This window comes from Streptomyces sp. NPDC001678 (assembly GCF_042892945.1).
Lineage (GTDB): Bacteria > Actinomycetota > Actinomycetes > Streptomycetales > Streptomycetaceae > Streptomyces.
Window position 1 is genome coordinate 586,187 of sequence record NZ_JBIAUP010000002.1, and the last position, 17,458, is coordinate 603,644.

Below are 17,458 nucleotides of genomic sequence, written 5' to 3' on the forward strand. Positions count from 1 at the left end.
GGACGGGCTGCTGTGCTTTGTCCTCAAACGCCGGACGGGCTGAATTCAGCCCGTCCGGCGCCCCTGCGCGAGGGGGCTACTTGCGGACCGGAATCGACGTGAACGTCGGTGCCGGCGCCGGGTCGACGAAGAAGTCGTTGCCCTTGTCGTCGACGACGATGAACGCCGGGAAGTCCTCCACCTCGATCTTCCAGACCGCCTCCATGCCGAGCTCCTCGTACTCGACGACCTCGACCTTCTTGATGCAGTCCTGCGCCAGCCGCGCCGCGGGGCCGCCGATCGAGCCGAGGTAGAAGCCGCCGTGCGTGCCGCACGCGTCCGTGACCTGCTTGCTGCGGTTGCCCTTGGCGAGCATGACCTTGGAGCCGCCCGCCGCCTGGAACTGCTCGACGTAGGAGTCCATGCGGCCGGCGGTGGTCGGGCCGAAGGAGCCGGAGGCGTAGCCCTCGGGGGTCTTGGCGGGGCCCGCGTAGTAGACCGGGTGGTCCTTGAGGTACTGCGGCATCTCCTCGCCCGCGTCCAGCCGCTCCTTGATCTTCGCGTGGGCGATGTCACGCGCGACGACCAGCGGGCCGGTCAGCGACAGACGGGTCTTCACCGGGTACTTGGTGAGCTCGGCGAGGATCTCGTCCATCGGGCGGTTGAGGTCGATCTTGACGACGTCGCCGTCGGCGTCGAGATGCTCGTCCGTGGTCTCCGGCAGGAAGCGCGCCGGGTCCGTCTCCAGCTGCTCCAGGAAGACGCCCTCGGCGGTGATCTTCGCGACGGCCTGGCGGTCGGCGGAGCAGGAGACCGCGATGGCCACCGGGCAGGACGCGCCGTGGCGCGGGAGGCGGACGACGCGGACGTCGTGGCAGAAGTACTTGCCGCCGAACTGGGCGCCGATGCCGATCTTCTGCGTCAGCTCGAAGACCTTCTCCTCCAGCTCCTTGTCACGGAAGCCGTGGCCCAGCGGGGAGCCCTCCTCCGGCAGCTCGTCGAGGTAGTGCGCGGAGGCGTACTTCGCGGTCTTCAGCGCGTACTCGGCCGACGTGCCGCCGACGACGATCGCCAGGTGGTACGGCGGGCAGGCGGCCGTGCCGAGCGAGCGGATCTTCTCCTCCAGGAACTTCATCATGCTCGCCTCGTTGAGCACGGCCTTCGTCTCCTGGAAGAGGAAGGACTTGTTGGCCGAGCCGCCGCCCTTGGCCATGAAGAGGAACTTGTAGGCGCCGCCGTCGGTCGCGTAGAGCTCGATCTGCGCGGGCAGGTTGGAGCCGGTGTTCTTCTCGTCCCACATCGTCACCGGGGCCATCTGCGAGTAGCGCAGATTGAGCTTGGTGTAGGCGTCGAAGATGCCGCGCGAGAGGGCCTCCTCGTCGCCGCCCTCGGTGAGGACGTTCTGGCCGCGCTTGCCCATGACGATCGCGGTGCCGGTGTCCTGGCACATCGGGAGGACGCCGGCGGCCGCGATGTTCGCGTTCTTCAGCAGGTCCAGGGCGACGAAGCGGTCGTTGGGGGAGGCTTCGGGGTCGTCGAGGATCCTGCGCAGCTGCGCCAGGTGGGCCGGGCGCAGGTAGTGCGAGATGTCGTGCATGGCCTCGGCGGCGAGCTTGCGCAGCGCCTCCGGCTCGACCTTCAGGAACGTACGGCCGTCGGCCTCGAAGGTCGACACGCCCTCGGCGGTGACCAGACGGTACGGCGTGTTGTCCTCGCCCAGGGGCAGGAGGTCGGTGTAGGCGAACTCGGGGCCGGCAGACATCGCGGAGATTCCTCACTCACTCTGCGGAAAACGGTGGCTGGCGTCGTCGACAGCGCAATTCTCAGAGTAGGGGGCGGACGGCGCGGTGAGTTTGTGAGGTAAGGCTCAGTTCGTCGTATGCCGGGTATGCCAGGGCCGGCGCGCACCACTGTCGCGATCTATCGCGTCTGCCTTACCCTGCTGTGCGTGGACGAGTCTTCCCCCGAGAACCGGGTGTCGCTGAGCAAGGGCGCGGTCGCGCTGCGTGCCTCCGACGCCGACCGTGACCGTATCGCCGAGATCCTCCGTGAGGCGCTGGCCGAGGGCCGGCTCACAGCCGAGGAGCACGCCGAGCGGGTCGGCGCGGCGTACGAGGCGAAGACGATCGGCGAGCTGGAGCCGCTGGTGCGCGATCTGCCCGTCGGCGCGCGGCACACCGCGGCCCCCGCTCCGACGCGCCCGTACGACGCCTCCGTGCGCCCCGCCGTGGGTGAGGCGGACAGTCTGGTCGCCGTCTTCGCCAGTGCCACCCGCAAGGGGAGCTGGCGCCCCCGCCCGCGCACCAATGTCTTCGCGCTGTTCGGTGGGGTGGAGATCGACCTCACCGAGGCGGTCTTCGAGCAGCGGGAGATCGTCGTCAACGTCAACTGCGTCTTCAGCGGTGTCGAGATCAAGGTCCCGGAGAACGTGTCCGTGCGCGGCACCGGCACCGGGGTCTTCGGCGCCTTCGACGTGCGCACGTCGGAGTCCTCGGACGCGGACGCCCCGGTCGTCGTGGTCACCGGCATGGCGATCTTCGGCGCTGTCGAGGCGAAGACCAAGCGCGGAAAGCGGCTGAAGAACCTCCGGAAGTCCCTGGGGTGACCTCGGGGTGATCCCGGGGCGCCCCTGGGGTGACCTCCGGTACGGGCGCTCCGCCGAGCCCGGCGGCGTCCGTACGTCATTCCGGTCATGGCAACGGTGTGAATAAGCTCGCGCACAGCGGGTAAAGCTTGGTGCATCGTCTCTCGTACGGCTGCGGGTGCGAATGGCCGTGCGCGTCGAGGCGGGCAAAGGTGACTCAATCGGCCAAGCAAAGCCGTCGTCAGGAGTAGACCGTGCTGCTACCGCATCAGCCCTTGCAGGAAGCCGCCGTTCCGTCCCAGCGGATTTCCGCCAGGGAACAGGCCGGCCCCTGGCATTCGGAGGCGGTGTGCCGCCGGGATGAAGCCGGGCTTTTCTTCGCACCATCAAAGGAGCCGACGGCCGCCCGCCTTTCCCGCGAAGAGGCCGCCAAACGCGTATGCGCCCGTTGCCCGGTCATGGTGGAGTGCCGGGAGCACGCGCTGCTCCAGCCGGAGCCCTATGGGGTGTGGGGCGGTCTCACCGCCGCCGAGCGCCGGGTCGTGCTGGCCCGCCGCCGGCGCCGCGAGGCCGAGCTCCAGCGCGCCACACGCGTCGCGGCGGCGGGCTAGCCCGCCTCTCCTCGCGTACCGACGGGCCGGGCCCCGCCGACTGACGGCGGGGCCCGGCCCGTTGTGCGTCTCCTCGGGAGGAGGGCCGATCAGCTGGGGCGCTCGAAGTCGACCGAGCTGTAGGCGCGCAGCTTCGACAGCCGGTGCTCGGAGTCGATCAGGCGGATCGTGCCCGACTTGGAGCGCATGACCAGCGACTGCGTCGTCGCCGTCTCGGCGCGGTAGCGGACGCCGCGCAGCAGCTCGCCGTCGGTGATGCCGGTGGCGACGAAGAACACGTTCTCGCCGCTGACCAGGTCCTCGGTGTGGAGGACGCGGTCCAGGTCGTGGCCGGCGGCGAGGGCGCGCTCGCGCTCCTCGTCGTCCTTGGGCCACAGCTTGGCCTGGATGGTGCCGCCGAGGCACTTCATCGCGCAGGCCGCGATGATGCCCTCCGGCGTGCCACCGACGCCCAGCAGCAGGTCGATGCCGGTGTTCTCGCGCGCGGCCATGATCGCGCCGGCCACATCGCCGTCGGAGATGAACTTGATCCGGGCGCCCGCCTCGCGGATCTCCCTGACCAGGCCCTCGTGGCGCGGGCGGTCCAGGACGACGACGGTGACGTCCTCGACGGCGGAGCGCTTCGCCTTGGCGATCCGGCGGATGTTCACGGCGACCGGGGCGTCGATGTCGACGAAGTCGGCGGCCTCGGGGCCGGTGACCAGCTTGTCCATGTAGAAGACCGCGGACGGGTCGAACATGGTGCCGCGCTCGGCGACGGCCATCACGGAGACGGCGTTGGCCATGCCCTTGGCGGTCAGGGTGGTGCCGTCCACGGGGTCCACGGCGACGTCGCACTCGGCGCCGGTCCCGTCGCCCACGCGCTCGCCGTTGTAGAGCATCGGGGCGTTGTCCTTCTCGCCCTCGCCGATGACGACGACACCGTTCATCGAGACGGTGTGGATCAGCGAGCGCATGGCGCGCACGGCGGCGCCGTCCGCGCCGTTCTTGTCACCGCGGCCCACCCAGCGGCCCGAGGCCATGGCGCCCGCCTCGGTGACCCGGACGAGCTCCAGCGCGAGGTTGCGGTCCGGGGCTTCCGGGCTGACCTCGAGCTGGGACGGCAGATGGTGATCGGACATCGGATGCGCACCTTTCTGTACGGCGGCCGCCGTAGGGCCCCTCCTTACCCCGATTGGGTCAGGAGGGTGAGGGTGATGATGACTTTAACCGCTGACTGCCAGATTGAGCAGAGGCCCCCACGCATGAGCGGCGTCAAGGAGGTGTGCGGAGGAGGTGCGCCGGGGAAGTGTGGCCAGGTCGCCGTCAAGATCGATCACGGCATGGGGGACGATGGGGGCGTGGCAGGTAGGAACGGCAAGACGCAGACGATTCGGAACATGCTGCTCTCGATGGCGGTCGTGGTTCCCGTGGCGGGATTCAGCTATCTCTTCATCCCCCACGACGAGAACAACGATCCCGTGAAGACGGTGAACTACCGGGTGGAGCTCGACACCGCCCGGCGCGCGGCGCCGTACGCCGTGGCCGCCCCCGAGGGACTCGGTGACGGCTGGCGCGCGACGTCCGTGTCGTACCGGGCGGGCGAGAAGGACGGCTCGGCCTGGCACCTGGGCTTCCTCGACCCGCAGCGGCAGTACGTGGCGGTCGAGCAGAGCGACGCCCCGGCGGGCCCGTTCATCGACAACGTCAGCCTGCGCGCGGAGAAGACCCACGCGACGGAGAAGATCGGCGACAGCGTCTGGCAGCGCTACGAGGGGCCGAAGTACGACGCGCTCGTGCGCCGGGACTCCGGGGTGACCACCGTGGTCACCGGGACCGCGGGCGCGGAGCGGCTGAAGGAGATGGCGGCGGCGCTCAAGGCTCCCGCCAAAGCTCCTGCCAAGGGTTAGCCGAACGAACGCGAAAGCCGTGGCCCCCGGGGGCCACGGCTTTCGCGTTCAGTGGGTCTGTCGAGCGGGTCCGTCGACGTCAGACCGTCTTGACGGCCTGCTCGAAGGACAGGCGCGGCGAGCGCGGGTAGGAGGCGCCCTCGCCCGGCTTGCCGATGTTGATGACCATCAGCGGGGTGTGGTCGCCGTCCAGGAACTCCTTCTGGACGGCGCCGAAGTCGAAGCCGGTCATCGGGCCGGCGGCCAGGCCGGCGGCGCGGATGCCGAGGATGAAGTACGCGGCCTGGAGGGCGGCGTTCATCGCGGCCGACTGCTCACGGACCGGGCGCTCGCTGAAGAAGACGTCCTTGGCCTGCGGGAAGGCCGGGAACAGCGTGGGCAGCTCCTCGTGGAACTCGTTGTCCGCGGCGAGGATCGCGACCAGCGGGGCGGCGGCCGTCTTGGGCTGGTTGCCCTCGGCCATCAGCGGCACGAGGCGGGCGCGGGCCTCCTCCGAGCGGACCAGCACGATGCGCAGCGGCGACTGGTTGAACGCGGTGGGGGCGAGCTTGATCAGGTCGTAGACGGCCTGGATCTGCTCGTCCGTGACGGGCTCGTCGGTGAAGGTGTTGGCCGTGTGGGCCTCGCGGAAGAGCAGGTCCTGGGCGGCGGCGTCGAGGGCGAGAGTCATGGGGGTGCACCTTCTCGGGGGGAGTGCGGGCTGACGAAGTTGAATCTACAACTAGATGGGTGAAGGTTCAACTAAATCGAGGGCTGGTGAGACCCGGCTCACAGACCCGAGAGGGTGTTCCGGGGATCCGGGGAAGGGGCGCGGGCTGCGGTCAGCCCTCGGTTTCCGCCGCCTCTTCCGCTTCCTCCTCCGCCAGGGCCGCGTCCAGGCGCGCCCTGGCGCCGTCCAGCCAGCGGCGGCAGACCTTCGCCAGCGCCTCGCCCCGCTCCCACAGGGCCAGCGACTCCTCCAGCGTCGTGCCGCCCGCTTCCAGGCGGCGCACCACGTCGATCAGCTCGTCCCGCGCCTGCTCATAGCCCAGCGCGTCCGTCGCGCCCGCGTCCGTTGCGTCCGTTGTCGTCGCCATGGCCCACAGCCTAGGCGGGCGGTGTGACAGCCGGCGGCGGCACGGCCCGTACCGCGAACTCACCCTCCGCGACCCGCGCCCGCAGCTCCTCCTCCGGCCCCACCTCCGCCGCCGCGCGCACGACCCGGCCGTCCTCGTGCTGGAGCACCGCGTAGCCGCGGCGCAGCGTCGCCGCCGGGGACAGGGCCACCACGCGCGCGTGGGTGTGCGTCAGCTCGGACGCCGCGCGGTCCAGCAGATGGCCCAGCGTGCGGCGGCCGCGCGCGGCGAGCGCGTCGATCTGCTCCGCCCGCTCGTCCACCATGCGGTGCGGGTGCTCCATGCAGGGGCGCGCCCGCGCGGCCGCCAGGCCCCGCTCCTCGCGGTCCAGCAGCGACTCGACGCAGCGCAGCGCGCGGTCGCGCAGGTGCCGGACGCGGGTGAGCTCCTCGCCCACGTCCGGGACGACCCGCTTCGCCGCGTCCGTGGGCGTGGACGCGCGCAGGTCGGCCACCAGGTCGAGGAGCGGGGTGTCCGGCTCGTGGCCGATCGCCGAGACGACGGGGGTGCGGCAGGCGGCCACGGTGCGGACGAGCTGTTCGTCCGAGAAGGGGAGGAGGTCCTCGACGCTGCCGCCGCCGCGCGCCACGACGATCACGTCCACGTCCGGGTGGGCGTCCAGCTCCTGGACGGCCTCGATGACGCCCGGCACGGCGTGGACGCCCTGGACGGGGACGTTGCGCACCTCGAAGCGGACGGCCGGCCAGCGGTGGCGGGCGTTCTCCAGCACGTCGCGCTCGGCGGCGGAGGCGCGGCCGCAGACGAGGCCGATGAGCTGGGGCAGGAAGGGGAGCGCGCGCTTGCGCTCGGCGGCGAACAGGCCCTCGGCGGCGAGGGACTTCTTCAGCTGTTCGAGACGGGCCAGCAGTTCGCCGACGCCCACCGGGCGGATCTCGGCGGCGCGGAGCGAGAGCTGGCCGCGGGGGGCGTACCACTCGGGCTTGGCGTGCACGACGACGCGGGCGCCCTCGGAGACGACGTCGGCCACGCGGTCGAAGACGGCGCGGTAGCAGGTGACGGAGAGGGAGACGTCGTGGGAGGGGTCGCGGAGGGTCAGGAACACGACGCCGGCGCCGGGGCGGCGGGAGAGCTGGGTGATCTGTCCTTCGACCCAGACGGCGCCGAGCCGGTCGATCCACCCGCCGATGAGGCGGGACACCTCCCCGACGGGGAGGGGGGCGTCGGGTGAGGTTTGGGCGGCCATGCGGTCGAGCGTAGCGGTGGGGGCTGACGACGGGTGGGTGGGTCGGGGGCGCCCCCCCGTAGGCCAGCCCCCTACCCGGGCAATCCGTGCCGGGCAATCGGGCGGGTGGGTGGGGTGGAACCGCGCCGAAGGCGCGGAAAAGCCCACGGCGGCGAGCCGGAAGTCAGCCGGTGCGCACCCGCCGTCCCCCCTGTCCGGCCAGGACGACCAGGCCGACCCCCAGCCAGACCGCCCCCACCACCTGCGCGGCCGTCGCCGCCGTCACGATCACCGCGAGCACGACGGCCAGCCCCAGGAGGGGCACCACCACGTGCCGGGCGGCCGGAACGCGCCCCGCGTCCCGCGTGAACCAGCCCACGACAGACACGTGCAGCAAGCCGAAGGCGACAAGCGCCCCCACGTCCACCACCGACACCAGCCGGTCCAGCCCGTCCGCCCGCTGGGCCGCCCACACCGCGGCGAACAGCGTCACCGATGCCGCGCCCAGGACGGCGAGCCGGGGCACGCCGGAGCCGGGGTCGACCTTCGCCAGGCGGCCCGGGAGGCGGCGGTCGCGGGCCATCGCGAAGAGGAGCCGGCCCGCCGCCGCCTGGCCCGCCAGCGCGGCGAAGGCCGCGCCGACCGCCTTGCTCGCCGCCACCAGGTGGTGCAGCCACAGGCCCGTCGCCGCGTCGACCGTGGCGTAGAACGCCGCGCCCTGGCCCGCCGGCCGTGCCGCCAGCTCCGCCGGGGAGACGGGCGCGAGGAGTGCCGCCAGATAGCCCTGGAGGACGAAGAGGGCGCCCGCCACGACCAGGCACGTGACAACCGCCCGCGCCACCTTCGGCGAGCCGCCCGCCGCCTCCTCCGCGAAGGAGGCGATCGCGTCGAAGCCCAGGTACGACAGGACCGCCACCGATACCGCCGACAGCACCGCCCCCGCGTCGAACCCGCCCTCGCCCGTGAACGGCGTCAGCCAGCCCCGGCGCGGGCCGTCCTGGGCCAGGGCGATGCCCGCCGTGACCACGAAGACCCCCAGCACCGCCAGCTCCATCGCCAGGACGACGAAGCCCGCGGTCGCGGCCGCCCGCACGCCCCACAGGTTCAGCCCGGTCGTCACGACCACCGCGGCCGCCGTCCAGACCCATGCGGGGACGGACGGCACCAGCGCGTGCATCGCGATCCCGGAGAAGAGATAGGCGACCGCCGGGATCAGCAGGTAGTCCAGCATCGCCATCCAGCCCGCGATGAACCCCGGCCCCTCGCCGAGCCCCACGCGCGCGTACGTGTAGACCGAGCCCGCCTGCGGGGCGACGCGCACCATGACCGCGTACGAGTGGGCCGTGAAGGCCATCGCGACCGTCGCCACGACGTAGACCAGCGCCACCGCCCCGTGCGACTTCGCCGACAGCGTGCCGAAGACGCCCACCGGTGCCATGGGGGCGATGAACAGCAGGCCGTAGACCACGAGGTCGCGGAAGGTGAGGGTGCGGTGGAGCGTGCCCTCGTCGGCGAAGGGGGGAGGGGTGGCCATGGGGTCAGTATTCGGGCGTCCCGAGCGGGCGGCGGCCCGGCCACGCCGGTGGGGGCGGGCCCTTACGATGGACCGCATGACAGCTACCCCCGCCCGCAAGGTTCTGCTCGCCGCCCCCCGTGGCTACTGCGCGGGCGTGGACCGTGCCGTGATCGCCGTCGAGAAGGCGCTGGAACAGTACGGCGCCCCCGTCTACGTGCGGCACGAGATCGTGCACAACAAGTACGTGGTGAAGACCCTGGAGAAGAAGGGCGCGATCTTCGTCGACGAGACGGCCGAGGTGCCCGAGGGCAACATCGTCATCTTCTCCGCCCACGGTGTCGCCCCCGTCGTCCACGAGGAGGCCGAGCGCGGCAGGCTCGCCACCATCGACGCCACGTGCCCCCTGGTGACCAAGGTCCACAAGGAGGCCATCCGGTACGCCAAGGAGGACTACGACATCCTCCTCATCGGTCACGAGGGCCACGAGGAGGTCATCGGGACCAGCGGCGAGGCCCCGGACCACATCACGCTGGTCGACGGGCCGGAGGACGTGGCCAAGGTCGAGGTGCGCGACCCGGACAAGGTCGTGTGGCTGTCGCAGACCACGCTGTCGGTCGACGAGACCATGGAGACCGTCGGCGCCCTGCAGAACAAGTTCCCCAACCTGCTCTCCCCGCCGTCGGACGACATCTGCTACGCCACGCAGAACCGCCAGATCGCCGTCAAGCAGATGGGCGCCGAGGCGGACCTGGTGATCGTGGTGGGGTCGAAGAACTCCTCGAACTCCGTGCGGCTGGTCGAGGTCGCCCTCGGCGCCGGCGCGCGGGACGCGCATCTGGTGGATTACGCCGAGGAGATCGACGAGGCCTGGCTGGAGGGCGTGCACACGGTGGGGCTCACCTCCGGCGCCTCCGTTCCCGAGATCCTCGTCGAGGGCGTGCTGGAGTGGCTCGCCCAGCGCGGTTTCGAGGACGTCGAGACCGTGAAGGCGGCCGAGGAGTCCATCACCTTCTCCCTTCCCAAGGAGCTCCGCCGCGACCTGCGGGCCGAGGCCCGGGCGGCCGTCGAGGGGTGAACCCTCCCGTCCACGCCTACGCTGCTGGGCATGGACGTATTCGGCGTGGACATCGGCGGATCGGGCATCAAGGGCGCACCGGTGGACCTGGCGCGCGGTGAGCTCTCGGAGGAGCGCTTCAAGGTGCTCACGCCGAAGCCGTCCACGCCGGACGCCGTCGCCGACTGCGTCCGGCAGGTGGTCCGGCACTTCGGGCTGCCGGTCGGGCCGGTCGGCGTGACCTTTCCCGGCGTGGTGGTCTCCGGGACGACCCGTACGGCCGCGAACGTCGACAAGAGCTGGATCGGCCAGGACGCCGCCGGTCTGCTCGGCGAGCTCGTCGGCGCGCCCGTGACCGTGCTCAACGACGCCGACGCCGCCGGGCTCGCGGAGATGGCCCACGGCGCGGGCCGGGGGCGTACGGGCACGGTGATCGTGCTGACCTTCGGCACGGGCATCGGCAGCGCCGTCTTCACCGGCGGGAGCCTGGTGCCCAACACCGAGCTCGGCCATCTGGAGCTGCACGGGCACGACGCGGAGACGCGGGCGTCCACGCGGGTCAAGGAGGAAGAGGACCTCAGCTGGGGCCGCTGGGCCAAGCGGGTGAGCCGCTATCTCGCCCATGTGGAGATGCTCTTCTCGCCCGAGCTGTTCGTGATCGGCGGTGGGGTCAGCCGCAAGGCGGAGAAGTTCCTGCCGCTGCTGGAGGGGATCAGCGCCGAGGTCGTCCCCGCTCAGCTGCAGAACAACGCGGGGATCGTGGGGGCCGCGATGGCCGCCGCTGCTGCCGGAGCCGTTCCCGCTGCCGCAGCCTGACCAGGAAGACCCGGCGGACGAGCGCGATCAGCGCGGCCAGCAGGGTGCCGGCGTAGAGCCAGGCCGCGTTCAGCGACAGCATGGTCACCAGGCTCATCACCCGGCCGCCGAGGCCCCCCGTGCCGTCGCTCAGCGGCAGCGCCCCCACCGCGAAGGCGATGGGCACGCTCACGGGCGCGGTCATCAGCTCCGCCGGGCGCACCCACAGCGCGCAGGCCGCGCTGCCGAGCAGGAAGAACACGCCGTAGATCCGGGGCGAGCCGCCCACCAGCGCGTCCAGCCCGCCGATGGTGAGCATGCCGAGAGCGGTGAGCAGTCCGCTGCCGAGGCCGGTCAGCCGGGCGGCCGGCAGGCGGTCCAGCGCGGAGGGGGAGCGCCCTGCGGCGGGCCCCCGCGCGGTGGCGCCCCGCCGCTGGGCGGGGGGTGCGGCGGGCCGGGGCACGGGGGAGCCGCGGCGGACCTTGTCCTGGGGGATGCGCGTGCTCGGTTGCTCCACGCGACCAAACTAGGCAGGCGGGCCCGGGGAAGCCCCCGTTGGACACGCCGTTTGCGCCACCTTGGGCGTTTGTTCGAGGAATCCTCCGTCCGGGGCCGGTCCGCGGCGCGGACCCGTAGACTGGTGGATCGGCCGCGTCACGGGGCGCGGAAGCCTTCACTACGGGAACAACGGGAAGTCGTCACGTGTCGCTCACGATCGGAATCGTCGGTCTGCCGAATGTCGGCAAGTCGACCCTGTTCAACGCCCTGACCAAGAACGACGTGCTGGCGGCCAACTACCCGTTCGCCACCATCGAGCCCAACGTGGGCGTCGTCGGTGTCCCGGACGCCCGGCTGACCAAGCTCGCGGAGATCTTCGGTTCGCAGAAGATCCTCCCGGCCACGGTCGACTTCGTCGACATCGCCGGCATCGTGCGCGGCGCCTCGGAGGGTGAGGGCCTGGGCAACAAGTTCCTGGCGAACATCCGCGAGTCGGACGCGATCTGCCAGGTCATCCGCGCCTTCAAGGACGAGAACGTCGTCCACGTCGACGGCAAGGTCTCGCCGAAGGACGACATCGAGACGATCAACACCGAGCTGATCCTCGCCGACCTCCAGACCATCGAGAAGGTCCTGCCGCGCCTCCAGAAGGAAATGCGGATCAAGAAGGACGTCGCCCCGAAGGTCGCGGCCGTCGAGGCGGCCAAGGAGATCCTGGAGAAGGGCGAGACGCTGTTCTCGGCGGGCATCGTCCAGGGCTCGGGCAAGGAGGAGCTCCTCCACGACCTCCACCTGCTGACCACCAAGCCCTTCCTCTACGTCTTCAACGTCGACGAGGACGAGCTGACCGACGACGCCTTCAAGGACGAGCAGCGCGCCCTGGTCGCCCCGGCCGAGGCCATCTTCCTCAACGCCAAGCTGGAGGCGGACCTCGCCGAGCTGGACGAGGAGGACGCCATGGAGCTCCTGGAGTCCGTGGGCGCCGAGGAGCCGGGCCTGGCCACGCTGGCCCGCGTCGGCTTCAACACGCTCGGCCTCCAGACCTATCTGACGGCCGGCCCCAAGGAGTCCCGCGCCTGGACCATCAAGAAGGGCGCCACGGCCCCCGAGGCGGCCGGTGTCATCCACACCGACTTCCAGAAGGGCTTCATCAAGGCCGAGGTCATCTCCTTCGAGGACCTCGTCGCCACCGGCTCCGTCGCCGAGGCCCGCGCCGCCGGCAAGGCCCGCATGGAGGGCAAGGAGTACGTGATGGTGGACGGCGACGTGGTGGAGTTCCGCTTCAACGTCTGATCGCGCGCACACCGTGAAGGGGCCGGCTCCTCGGGGAGCCGGCCCCTTCGGCGTACGGGCGGGTGGGCTACGGCACCAGCTTGCCCAGATCGAGGCTGATCTCGAAGGGCACCGGGCGCCGGAGCGAGCCACGGAAGATGCCGGCGGGCGCGTACGATCCGGTCGGTTCGTCGAGCTCGTAGACGTGTACGACGGGTGAGCCGTCCTCGTCCTCGACGCACCAGTAGTGCGGGATGCCGGCCTGCGCGTATTTGCGGAGCTTGACCGTGCGGTCGCGGTGGGCGGACTCGGGGGAGACGACCTCGACGACGAGTCGTACTTCGTCCGGTGCGAACCACGTCCGGTCACTGTCGAAGTCGGCTGTCGTCACCAGCACGTCGGGCTCCGGCCGGTTGCGCTCGTCCAGCTTTATGGTCATCTCGCGGCTGACCCGGGTGTCCGAGGGCGCCTGCTCCATGAGGGCGAGGGTGAGCATGGTGACGAGGTGGCCGTGCCACCACCTCTGCGGCGACATCATGAAGACGAGGGCTCCGTCGATCAGCTCGGTGTGGCGAGGTGCCTCGGGGAGGCGGTCGAGGTCCTCCGCGAACCAGCCTTCCGCGCGCGGCGGGCGCATCCAGTCGGGTAGTGCGGTCATGGCTTCACGGTAGCGGCTGCGGCCATCTCGGGTGCGGTACCTGGTTGGGGCGCAGCTTCGGCCCGGACACTCCCAGCAGTGTCCGGGCCGTTTTCCGTCCGCGGTCAGATGAGCACCACGTCGACCGCGGAAGGCCCCTTGGCGCCGCTCTCGATGGAGAAGCTCACGTGCTGGCCTTCGGCCAGGGTCTTGAACCCGTCGGCCTTGATCGCGGAGAAGTGCACGAAGACGTCCTTGCTGCCGTCGTCAGGGGTGATGAACCCGAACCCCTTGGTCTCGTTGAACCACTTCACGGTGCCATTCATCGTCGCCACCGGACGCCTTCCTATCCATCGTGGGACCGGCGGATCACCGGCCTGAGCTGCGGGTTCATCCTGCCCGGCGGCCCCCGTCCCGACCAGATGGCCTGGCCAGGTTGGCCGGTTCCCGCCGGGGCGGTGCGCCTGCCGTCCACGAGGCGGGCCGCCGGCTCGTGGTGGCCGCGCCGGGAGGGTGGCGAGGTGGTGGCGACCCTTGATCGCCGGGGAGGGCGGCCTTTGCGCATAGTTGCGGGAATGCCGCGGGTGAGTGCCTTCCGCATGTGCCCGGAGATCTCAACTCGGCCTCGCTGAGCTGGACTTCACTACTTCCTGTGAATCTCTGGGTTAAGGTTGCGGATCGCAACCTACGGTTGCCAAGCTGTTGCGGACTGTCAACCCCTTGGGAGTGGACGTGGCCTTCGGTGACCAGCCCGCATACCTTCGAGTCGCCGGTGATCTGCGGCAGAAAATCGTCGCCGGCGAGCTGCCGCCGCACACCCGGCTCCCCTCCCAGGCGCGCATCCGGGAGCAGTACGGCGTCTCCGACACCGTCGCCCTGGAGGCCCGCAAGGTCCTGATGGCCGAGGGCCTGGTCGAGGGCCGCTCCGGCTCCGGGACGTACGTCCGCGAGCAACCCGTCTCGCGCCCCGTGGTGCGTACGGGGTACCGGGCGGCCGGGGAGTCCACGCCGTTCCGGCAGGAGCAGGGGGACGACCGGATCAAGGGCACCTGGGAGTCCCGCAGCGAGCAGGTCGCGGCCGAGTCGAGGATCGCCCGGCGGCTGCGGATCGGCCCCGGTGACCGTGTGATGCGCACGGACTACCTCTTCCGCTCCGGGGGCGAGCCGTGCATGCTCTCGGTCTCCTGGGAGCCCCTGGCCATCACCGGGCGCACCCCGGTGATGCTGCCCGAGGAGGGGCCGCTGGCGGGCCGGGGAGTGGTCGAGCGGATGGCCGCCATCGACATCGTCGTGGACAACGTCACCGAGGAGGTCAGCGCTCGCCCCGGGCTGGCCGGGGAGACGCTGGCCCTCGGCGGGGTGCCCGGCCACTGCGTGGTGGTCGTCTCGCGGACGTACTTCGCGGGCGGCTGTCCCGTCGAGACGGCCGACGTCGTGATGCTCGCCGAGCGGTACCGGGTCGCTTACCACCTGCCGGTGAAGTAGGCGTGAACGGTGCGTCAAGCATTCCCCTGCTGACTCCCGAGTCAGTTCATGATCTTGGAAAATCCCGCTCCCCAGACCGTACCGGCCGGTAGGAACTGCCCCGTATGTCCGGGTTGGCCCTTGTTTGGAATGAGGGCTTCCGGTGTTGCAAACCTCACATAGGCCCAGGTCAGGGCCTTTTGGCAGAACCAACTCGGCCAAATCGCTCGTACGATGGCGCGGTTTGTGTCCTGTCATGCGGGGAGTAGAAAGAAAAGGAGATCCGGGGTTTGAGCACCGAACAGGGTTCCCACTCGAATTACCGCCGGACCCTCGGCACGACGGCGCTGACCGCCGTCGGCCTCGGGTCGATCATCGGCTCCGGCTGGCTGTTCGGTGCCGAGCGTGCAGCCGTGCTCGCCGGACCGGCCGCCATCTTCGCCTGGGTCATCGGCGCCGTCGTGGCGCTGACCATCGCCCTCACCTACACCGAGCTCGGCTCGATGTTCCCCAAGGCGGGCGGCATGGTGCGGTACGGCCAGTTCTCGCACGGCTCGCTGGCCGGCTACATGGCCGCCTGGGCCAACTGGATCGCGATCGTCTCCGTGATCCCGGGTGAGGCCACCGCCTCGATCCAGTACATGAGCTCGTGGAAGTTCGGCTGGGCCGAGCACCTCTTCGACGGCAAGGAGCTCACCGGCACCGGTCTCGCCGCCGCGAGCGTGCTGGTGGTCTTCTACTTCTTCCTGAACTGGTTCGCGATCACCCTGTTCGCCAAGACGAACAACGCGATCACCGTGTTCAAGGTCGTCGTCCCGGTGCTCACCGCGGGTGCGCTGATCTTCGCGCACTTCGACACCAGCAACGTCGGCTCCGCCCACGGCGGCTTCGCCCCCAACGGCTGGAGCGCCGTCTTCAGCGCCGTCGCCGTCGCGGGCATCGTCTGGGCCTTCAACGGCTTCCAGTCGCCGCTGAACATGGCCGCCGAGGCCCGTAACCCCGGCAAGTCGCTGCCGAAGGCCGTCATCGGCTCGATCCTGATCGCCCTGGTGATCTACATCGCGCTCCAGGTCGCCTTCCTGATGGCCGTCCCGGCCGCGGACCTCTCCGGCGGCTGGAACACCCTGGCCTACAAGTCCCCGCTGGCGGACCTCTCCATCACCTGGGGCCTGAACTGGCTCGCCCTGCTGCTCTACGCGGACGCCTTCATCTCCCCGTCGGGCACCGGCATGATCTACGCGGCCACCACCTCGCGCATGATCAACGGCGTCCAGGAGAACGGCCACCTGCCGAAGGTCTTCGGCAAGGTCGACCCCAAGACCGGTGTCCCGAAGCCGGCCCTGCTGCTCAACCTCGCGATCTCCTTCGTCTTCCTGGCCGTCTTCCGCGGCTGGGGCTCGATCGCCGAGATCGTCGGTGTCGCCACCGTCATCTCGTACATCACCGGCCCCGTCGCCGTGATGTCGCTGCGCCGGATCGCCCCGGACATGAAGCGCCCGGTGAAGCTGAAGGCCATGCCGGTCATCGCCCCCATCGCGATGATCTTCGGCTCGCTGGTCATGTACTGGGCCCGCTGGCCGCTGACGGGCAAGGTCATCTTCATCATGGCCATCGGTCTGCCGATCTGGGCCTGGTACGAGCTGCGCAAGCCGTGGGCCGAGCTCAAGCCGCACCTGAAGGCCGGCTCCTGGATGGTGGCCTACCTGCTGGTCATGGCGGTGGTCTCGTACGCCGGCGGCACCGAGTTCGGCGGCAAGGGCTACCTGCCGCAGGGCGTCGACATCGTCGTCGTTGTCCTGATCGCACTGGTCTTCTACGTGTGGGGTGTGCGCAGCGCGTGGCGCAACCCGACCCTTGAGCAGGTCGAGAAGGAAATCACGGCGGCCGCCGAGGCCGAGGCCGCGAAGGAGCCGGAGCTCGCCGAGGCCAAGTAACCCTCACGGGTGGCCGAATGCGTACCTCTTCGTGAAAACCCGTATCCGGTGCGTAAAGGTCGGGCGTAGGCTCGGGCATATGCGTACTGCGGTTTCTTCGGGAACCCCCGGAGGAGTCACCGACGGGCGTGCGCCGGTGCGCGCGGGGACGGGAGGGCAGGAGCGATGACTGACACCGGACCGGTCCTGCCCTGGCTGGTGATCCGCCAGGACGAGAACGGCAACCGCTACCGCGTCGGCCGCTACGCCACCAGAACGGAAGCGGAGCGCGTCGCCGACCGGCTCGACACGGAAGGCGACCGCAGGCTCTACGTCGTCGAACGGGTCGGCCACACGGTCACGTAAGACCCAAGGCCCACGGCCTCCCGGACGCCGGGTGGTACCGAGAGATCGGTACCACCCGGCGTCTACGCTTTACCCCCATGACGACGGTGCGCGTGGTGGTGGCTGGAGCGGTGTTTCACCAGGGGCGGCTGCTGGCCGCGCGGCGCAGCGCCCCGCCCGAGCTGGCCGGCCGCTGGGAGCTGCCGGGCGGCAAGCTGGAGCCCGGCGAGAGCGCCCCTGAGGCCCTCGTACGGGAACTCCGCGAGGAGCTGGGCATCGAGGCCGAGCCGGTCGGGCGCATCGCCGGAGAATGGCCCCTGAAGCCCGGCTACGTCCTCCAGGTGTGGACGGCCCGGCTGCTGGAGGGCGAGCCCCGCCCCCTGGAGGACCACGACGAGCTGCGCTGGCTCGCCCCCGAGAGCGTCGACGAGGTCGACTGGCTGGAGCAGGACCGTCCCGCCGTCGCCGAGGCCGCCGCACGGCTGCGCGCCGGGGCGGACGCGTAAGCGCTACGCCGAATGCGGCAACCGGTGCCCATGGTCCGGGGTGAAGAAGATAGCCCGACCCCTATACCGGGTATGTGCTGATTATTGGCCCCAAAGG

General features: G+C 70.6%; 19 protein-coding genes. 10 read left to right on the forward strand and 9 right to left on the reverse strand.

Features of this window, described 5'->3' with window-relative positions; all coding sequences use genetic code 11:
• Positions 1 to 76: 76 nt before the first annotated feature.
• Positions 77 to 1,741 (reverse strand): fumarate hydratase, encoded by a 1,665-nt coding sequence (locus ACFYZR_RS06300; RefSeq protein ID WP_391905751.1) that lies wholly within the window; start codon positions 1,739 to 1,741, stop codon positions 77 to 79.
• A 186-nt stretch (positions 1,742 to 1,927) separates the two neighbouring features.
• Between ACFYZR_RS06300 and ACFYZR_RS06305 the strand changes: the two genes are divergently transcribed.
• On the forward strand, positions 1,928 to 2,584 hold the full coding sequence (locus ACFYZR_RS06305) for a DUF1707 domain-containing protein (protein WP_391905754.1): 657 nt from the start codon (positions 1,928 to 1,930) through the stop codon (positions 2,582 to 2,584).
• A gap of 233 nt (positions 2,585 to 2,817) precedes the next feature.
• Entirely contained in the window at positions 2,818 to 3,174 is a 357-nt protein-coding gene (locus ACFYZR_RS06310; RefSeq protein ID WP_126915815.1) for a WhiB family transcriptional regulator, read from the forward strand.
• A gap of 89 nt (positions 3,175 to 3,263) precedes the next feature.
• Here the strand turns inward: ACFYZR_RS06310 and glpX are convergent, their stop codons facing one another.
• Positions 3,264 to 4,295 carry a class II fructose-bisphosphatase gene (gene glpX, locus ACFYZR_RS06315; RefSeq protein WP_391905757.1) on the reverse strand — a complete coding sequence of 344 codons (1,032 nt, stop codon included), beginning with the start codon at positions 4,293 to 4,295 and terminating at the stop codon, positions 3,264 to 3,266.
• A 219-nt stretch (positions 4,296 to 4,514) separates the two neighbouring features.
• Between glpX and ACFYZR_RS06320 the strand changes: the two genes are divergently transcribed.
• Complete coding sequence (locus tag ACFYZR_RS06320) at positions 4,515 to 5,063, forward strand: DUF4245 domain-containing protein (protein ID WP_391905760.1); 549 nt, start codon at positions 4,515 to 4,517, stop codon at positions 5,061 to 5,063.
• A 79-nt stretch (positions 5,064 to 5,142) separates the two neighbouring features.
• On the opposite strand, the gene ACFYZR_RS06325 is transcribed toward ACFYZR_RS06320, so the two are convergent.
• From ACFYZR_RS06325 to ACFYZR_RS06340, 4 genes are all read right to left on the reverse strand, one after another.
• On the reverse strand, positions 5,143 to 5,733 hold the full coding sequence (locus ACFYZR_RS06325) for a malonic semialdehyde reductase (protein ID WP_391905762.1): 591 nt from the start codon (positions 5,731 to 5,733) through the stop codon (positions 5,143 to 5,145).
• A 151-nt stretch (positions 5,734 to 5,884) separates the two neighbouring features.
• Complete coding sequence (locus tag ACFYZR_RS06330) at positions 5,885 to 6,139, reverse strand: exodeoxyribonuclease VII small subunit (protein WP_391905764.1); 255 nt, start codon at positions 6,137 to 6,139, stop codon at positions 5,885 to 5,887.
• A 10-nt stretch (positions 6,140 to 6,149) separates the two neighbouring features.
• Positions 6,150 to 7,382 (reverse strand): exodeoxyribonuclease VII large subunit, encoded by a 1,233-nt coding sequence (gene xseA / locus ACFYZR_RS06335; protein WP_391905767.1) that lies wholly within the window; start codon positions 7,380 to 7,382, stop codon positions 6,150 to 6,152.
• 163 nt (positions 7,383 to 7,545) lie between these two features.
• Positions 7,546 to 8,895 (reverse strand): APC family permease, encoded by a 1,350-nt coding sequence (locus ACFYZR_RS06340; RefSeq protein ID WP_391905770.1) that lies wholly within the window; start codon positions 8,893 to 8,895, stop codon positions 7,546 to 7,548.
• Between the two features lie 76 nt (positions 8,896 to 8,971).
• Between ACFYZR_RS06340 and ACFYZR_RS06345 the strand changes: the two genes are divergently transcribed.
• Both ACFYZR_RS06345 and ppgK read left to right on the forward strand, forming a co-directional pair.
• Positions 8,972 to 9,952, forward strand: coding sequence for a 4-hydroxy-3-methylbut-2-enyl diphosphate reductase (locus ACFYZR_RS06345; RefSeq protein WP_391905771.1), 981 nt, complete (start codon positions 8,972 to 8,974; stop codon positions 9,950 to 9,952).
• Positions 9,953 to 9,982: 30 nt separating this feature from the next.
• Positions 9,983 to 10,747 carry a polyphosphate--glucose phosphotransferase gene (ppgK, locus tag ACFYZR_RS06350; protein WP_391905774.1) on the forward strand — a complete coding sequence of 255 codons (765 nt, stop codon included), beginning with the start codon at positions 9,983 to 9,985 and terminating at the stop codon, positions 10,745 to 10,747.
• On the opposite strand, the gene ACFYZR_RS06355 is transcribed toward ppgK, so the two are convergent.
• Positions 10,644 to 11,243: a DUF6542 domain-containing protein gene (locus tag ACFYZR_RS06355; RefSeq protein ID WP_391905777.1), complete on the reverse strand. Its 600-nt coding sequence runs from the start codon at positions 11,241 to 11,243 to the stop codon at positions 10,644 to 10,646. The two genes, ppgK and ACFYZR_RS06355, sit on opposite strands and share 104 nt — an antisense overlap.
• Before the next feature lie 185 nt (positions 11,244 to 11,428).
• Here ACFYZR_RS06355 and ychF point away from each other — a divergent pair, with 185 nt between their 5' ends.
• Positions 11,429 to 12,517 carry a redox-regulated ATPase YchF gene (ychF, locus tag ACFYZR_RS06360; RefSeq protein ID WP_391905779.1) on the forward strand — a complete coding sequence of 363 codons (1,089 nt, stop codon included), beginning with the start codon at positions 11,429 to 11,431 and terminating at the stop codon, positions 12,515 to 12,517.
• A 67-nt stretch (positions 12,518 to 12,584) separates the two neighbouring features.
• Here the strand turns inward: ychF and ACFYZR_RS06365 are convergent, their stop codons facing one another.
• Both ACFYZR_RS06365 and ACFYZR_RS06370 read right to left on the reverse strand, forming a co-directional pair.
• Positions 12,585 to 13,154: a Uma2 family endonuclease gene (locus ACFYZR_RS06365; RefSeq protein WP_391905780.1), complete on the reverse strand. Its 570-nt coding sequence runs from the start codon at positions 13,152 to 13,154 to the stop codon at positions 12,585 to 12,587.
• 104 nt (positions 13,155 to 13,258) lie between these two features.
• The gene (locus ACFYZR_RS06370; protein WP_391906052.1) at positions 13,259 to 13,459 is read right to left on the reverse strand and encodes a cold-shock protein; all 201 of its coding nucleotides are present in this window, start codon (positions 13,457 to 13,459) and stop codon (positions 13,259 to 13,261) included.
• Between the two features lie 406 nt (positions 13,460 to 13,865).
• Here ACFYZR_RS06370 and ACFYZR_RS06375 point away from each other — a divergent pair, with 406 nt between their 5' ends.
• From ACFYZR_RS06375 to ACFYZR_RS06390, 4 genes are all read left to right on the forward strand, one after another.
• Complete coding sequence (locus ACFYZR_RS06375) at positions 13,866 to 14,618, forward strand: GntR family transcriptional regulator (RefSeq protein ID WP_391906055.1); 753 nt, start codon at positions 13,866 to 13,868, stop codon at positions 14,616 to 14,618.
• Positions 14,619 to 14,887: 269 nt separating this feature from the next.
• Positions 14,888 to 16,531: an APC family permease gene (locus tag ACFYZR_RS06380; protein WP_391905783.1), complete on the forward strand. Its 1,644-nt coding sequence runs from the start codon at positions 14,888 to 14,890 to the stop codon at positions 16,529 to 16,531.
• A gap of 165 nt (positions 16,532 to 16,696) precedes the next feature.
• Positions 16,697 to 16,876 carry an SPOR domain-containing protein gene (locus tag ACFYZR_RS06385; RefSeq protein ID WP_391905785.1) on the forward strand — a complete coding sequence of 60 codons (180 nt, stop codon included), beginning with the start codon at positions 16,697 to 16,699 and terminating at the stop codon, positions 16,874 to 16,876.
• A gap of 77 nt (positions 16,877 to 16,953) precedes the next feature.
• Positions 16,954 to 17,361 carry a (deoxy)nucleoside triphosphate pyrophosphohydrolase gene (locus tag ACFYZR_RS06390; protein WP_391905788.1) on the forward strand — a complete coding sequence of 136 codons (408 nt, stop codon included), beginning with the start codon at positions 16,954 to 16,956 and terminating at the stop codon, positions 17,359 to 17,361.
• The last annotated feature ends 97 nt before the right edge of the window (positions 17,362 to 17,458 follow it).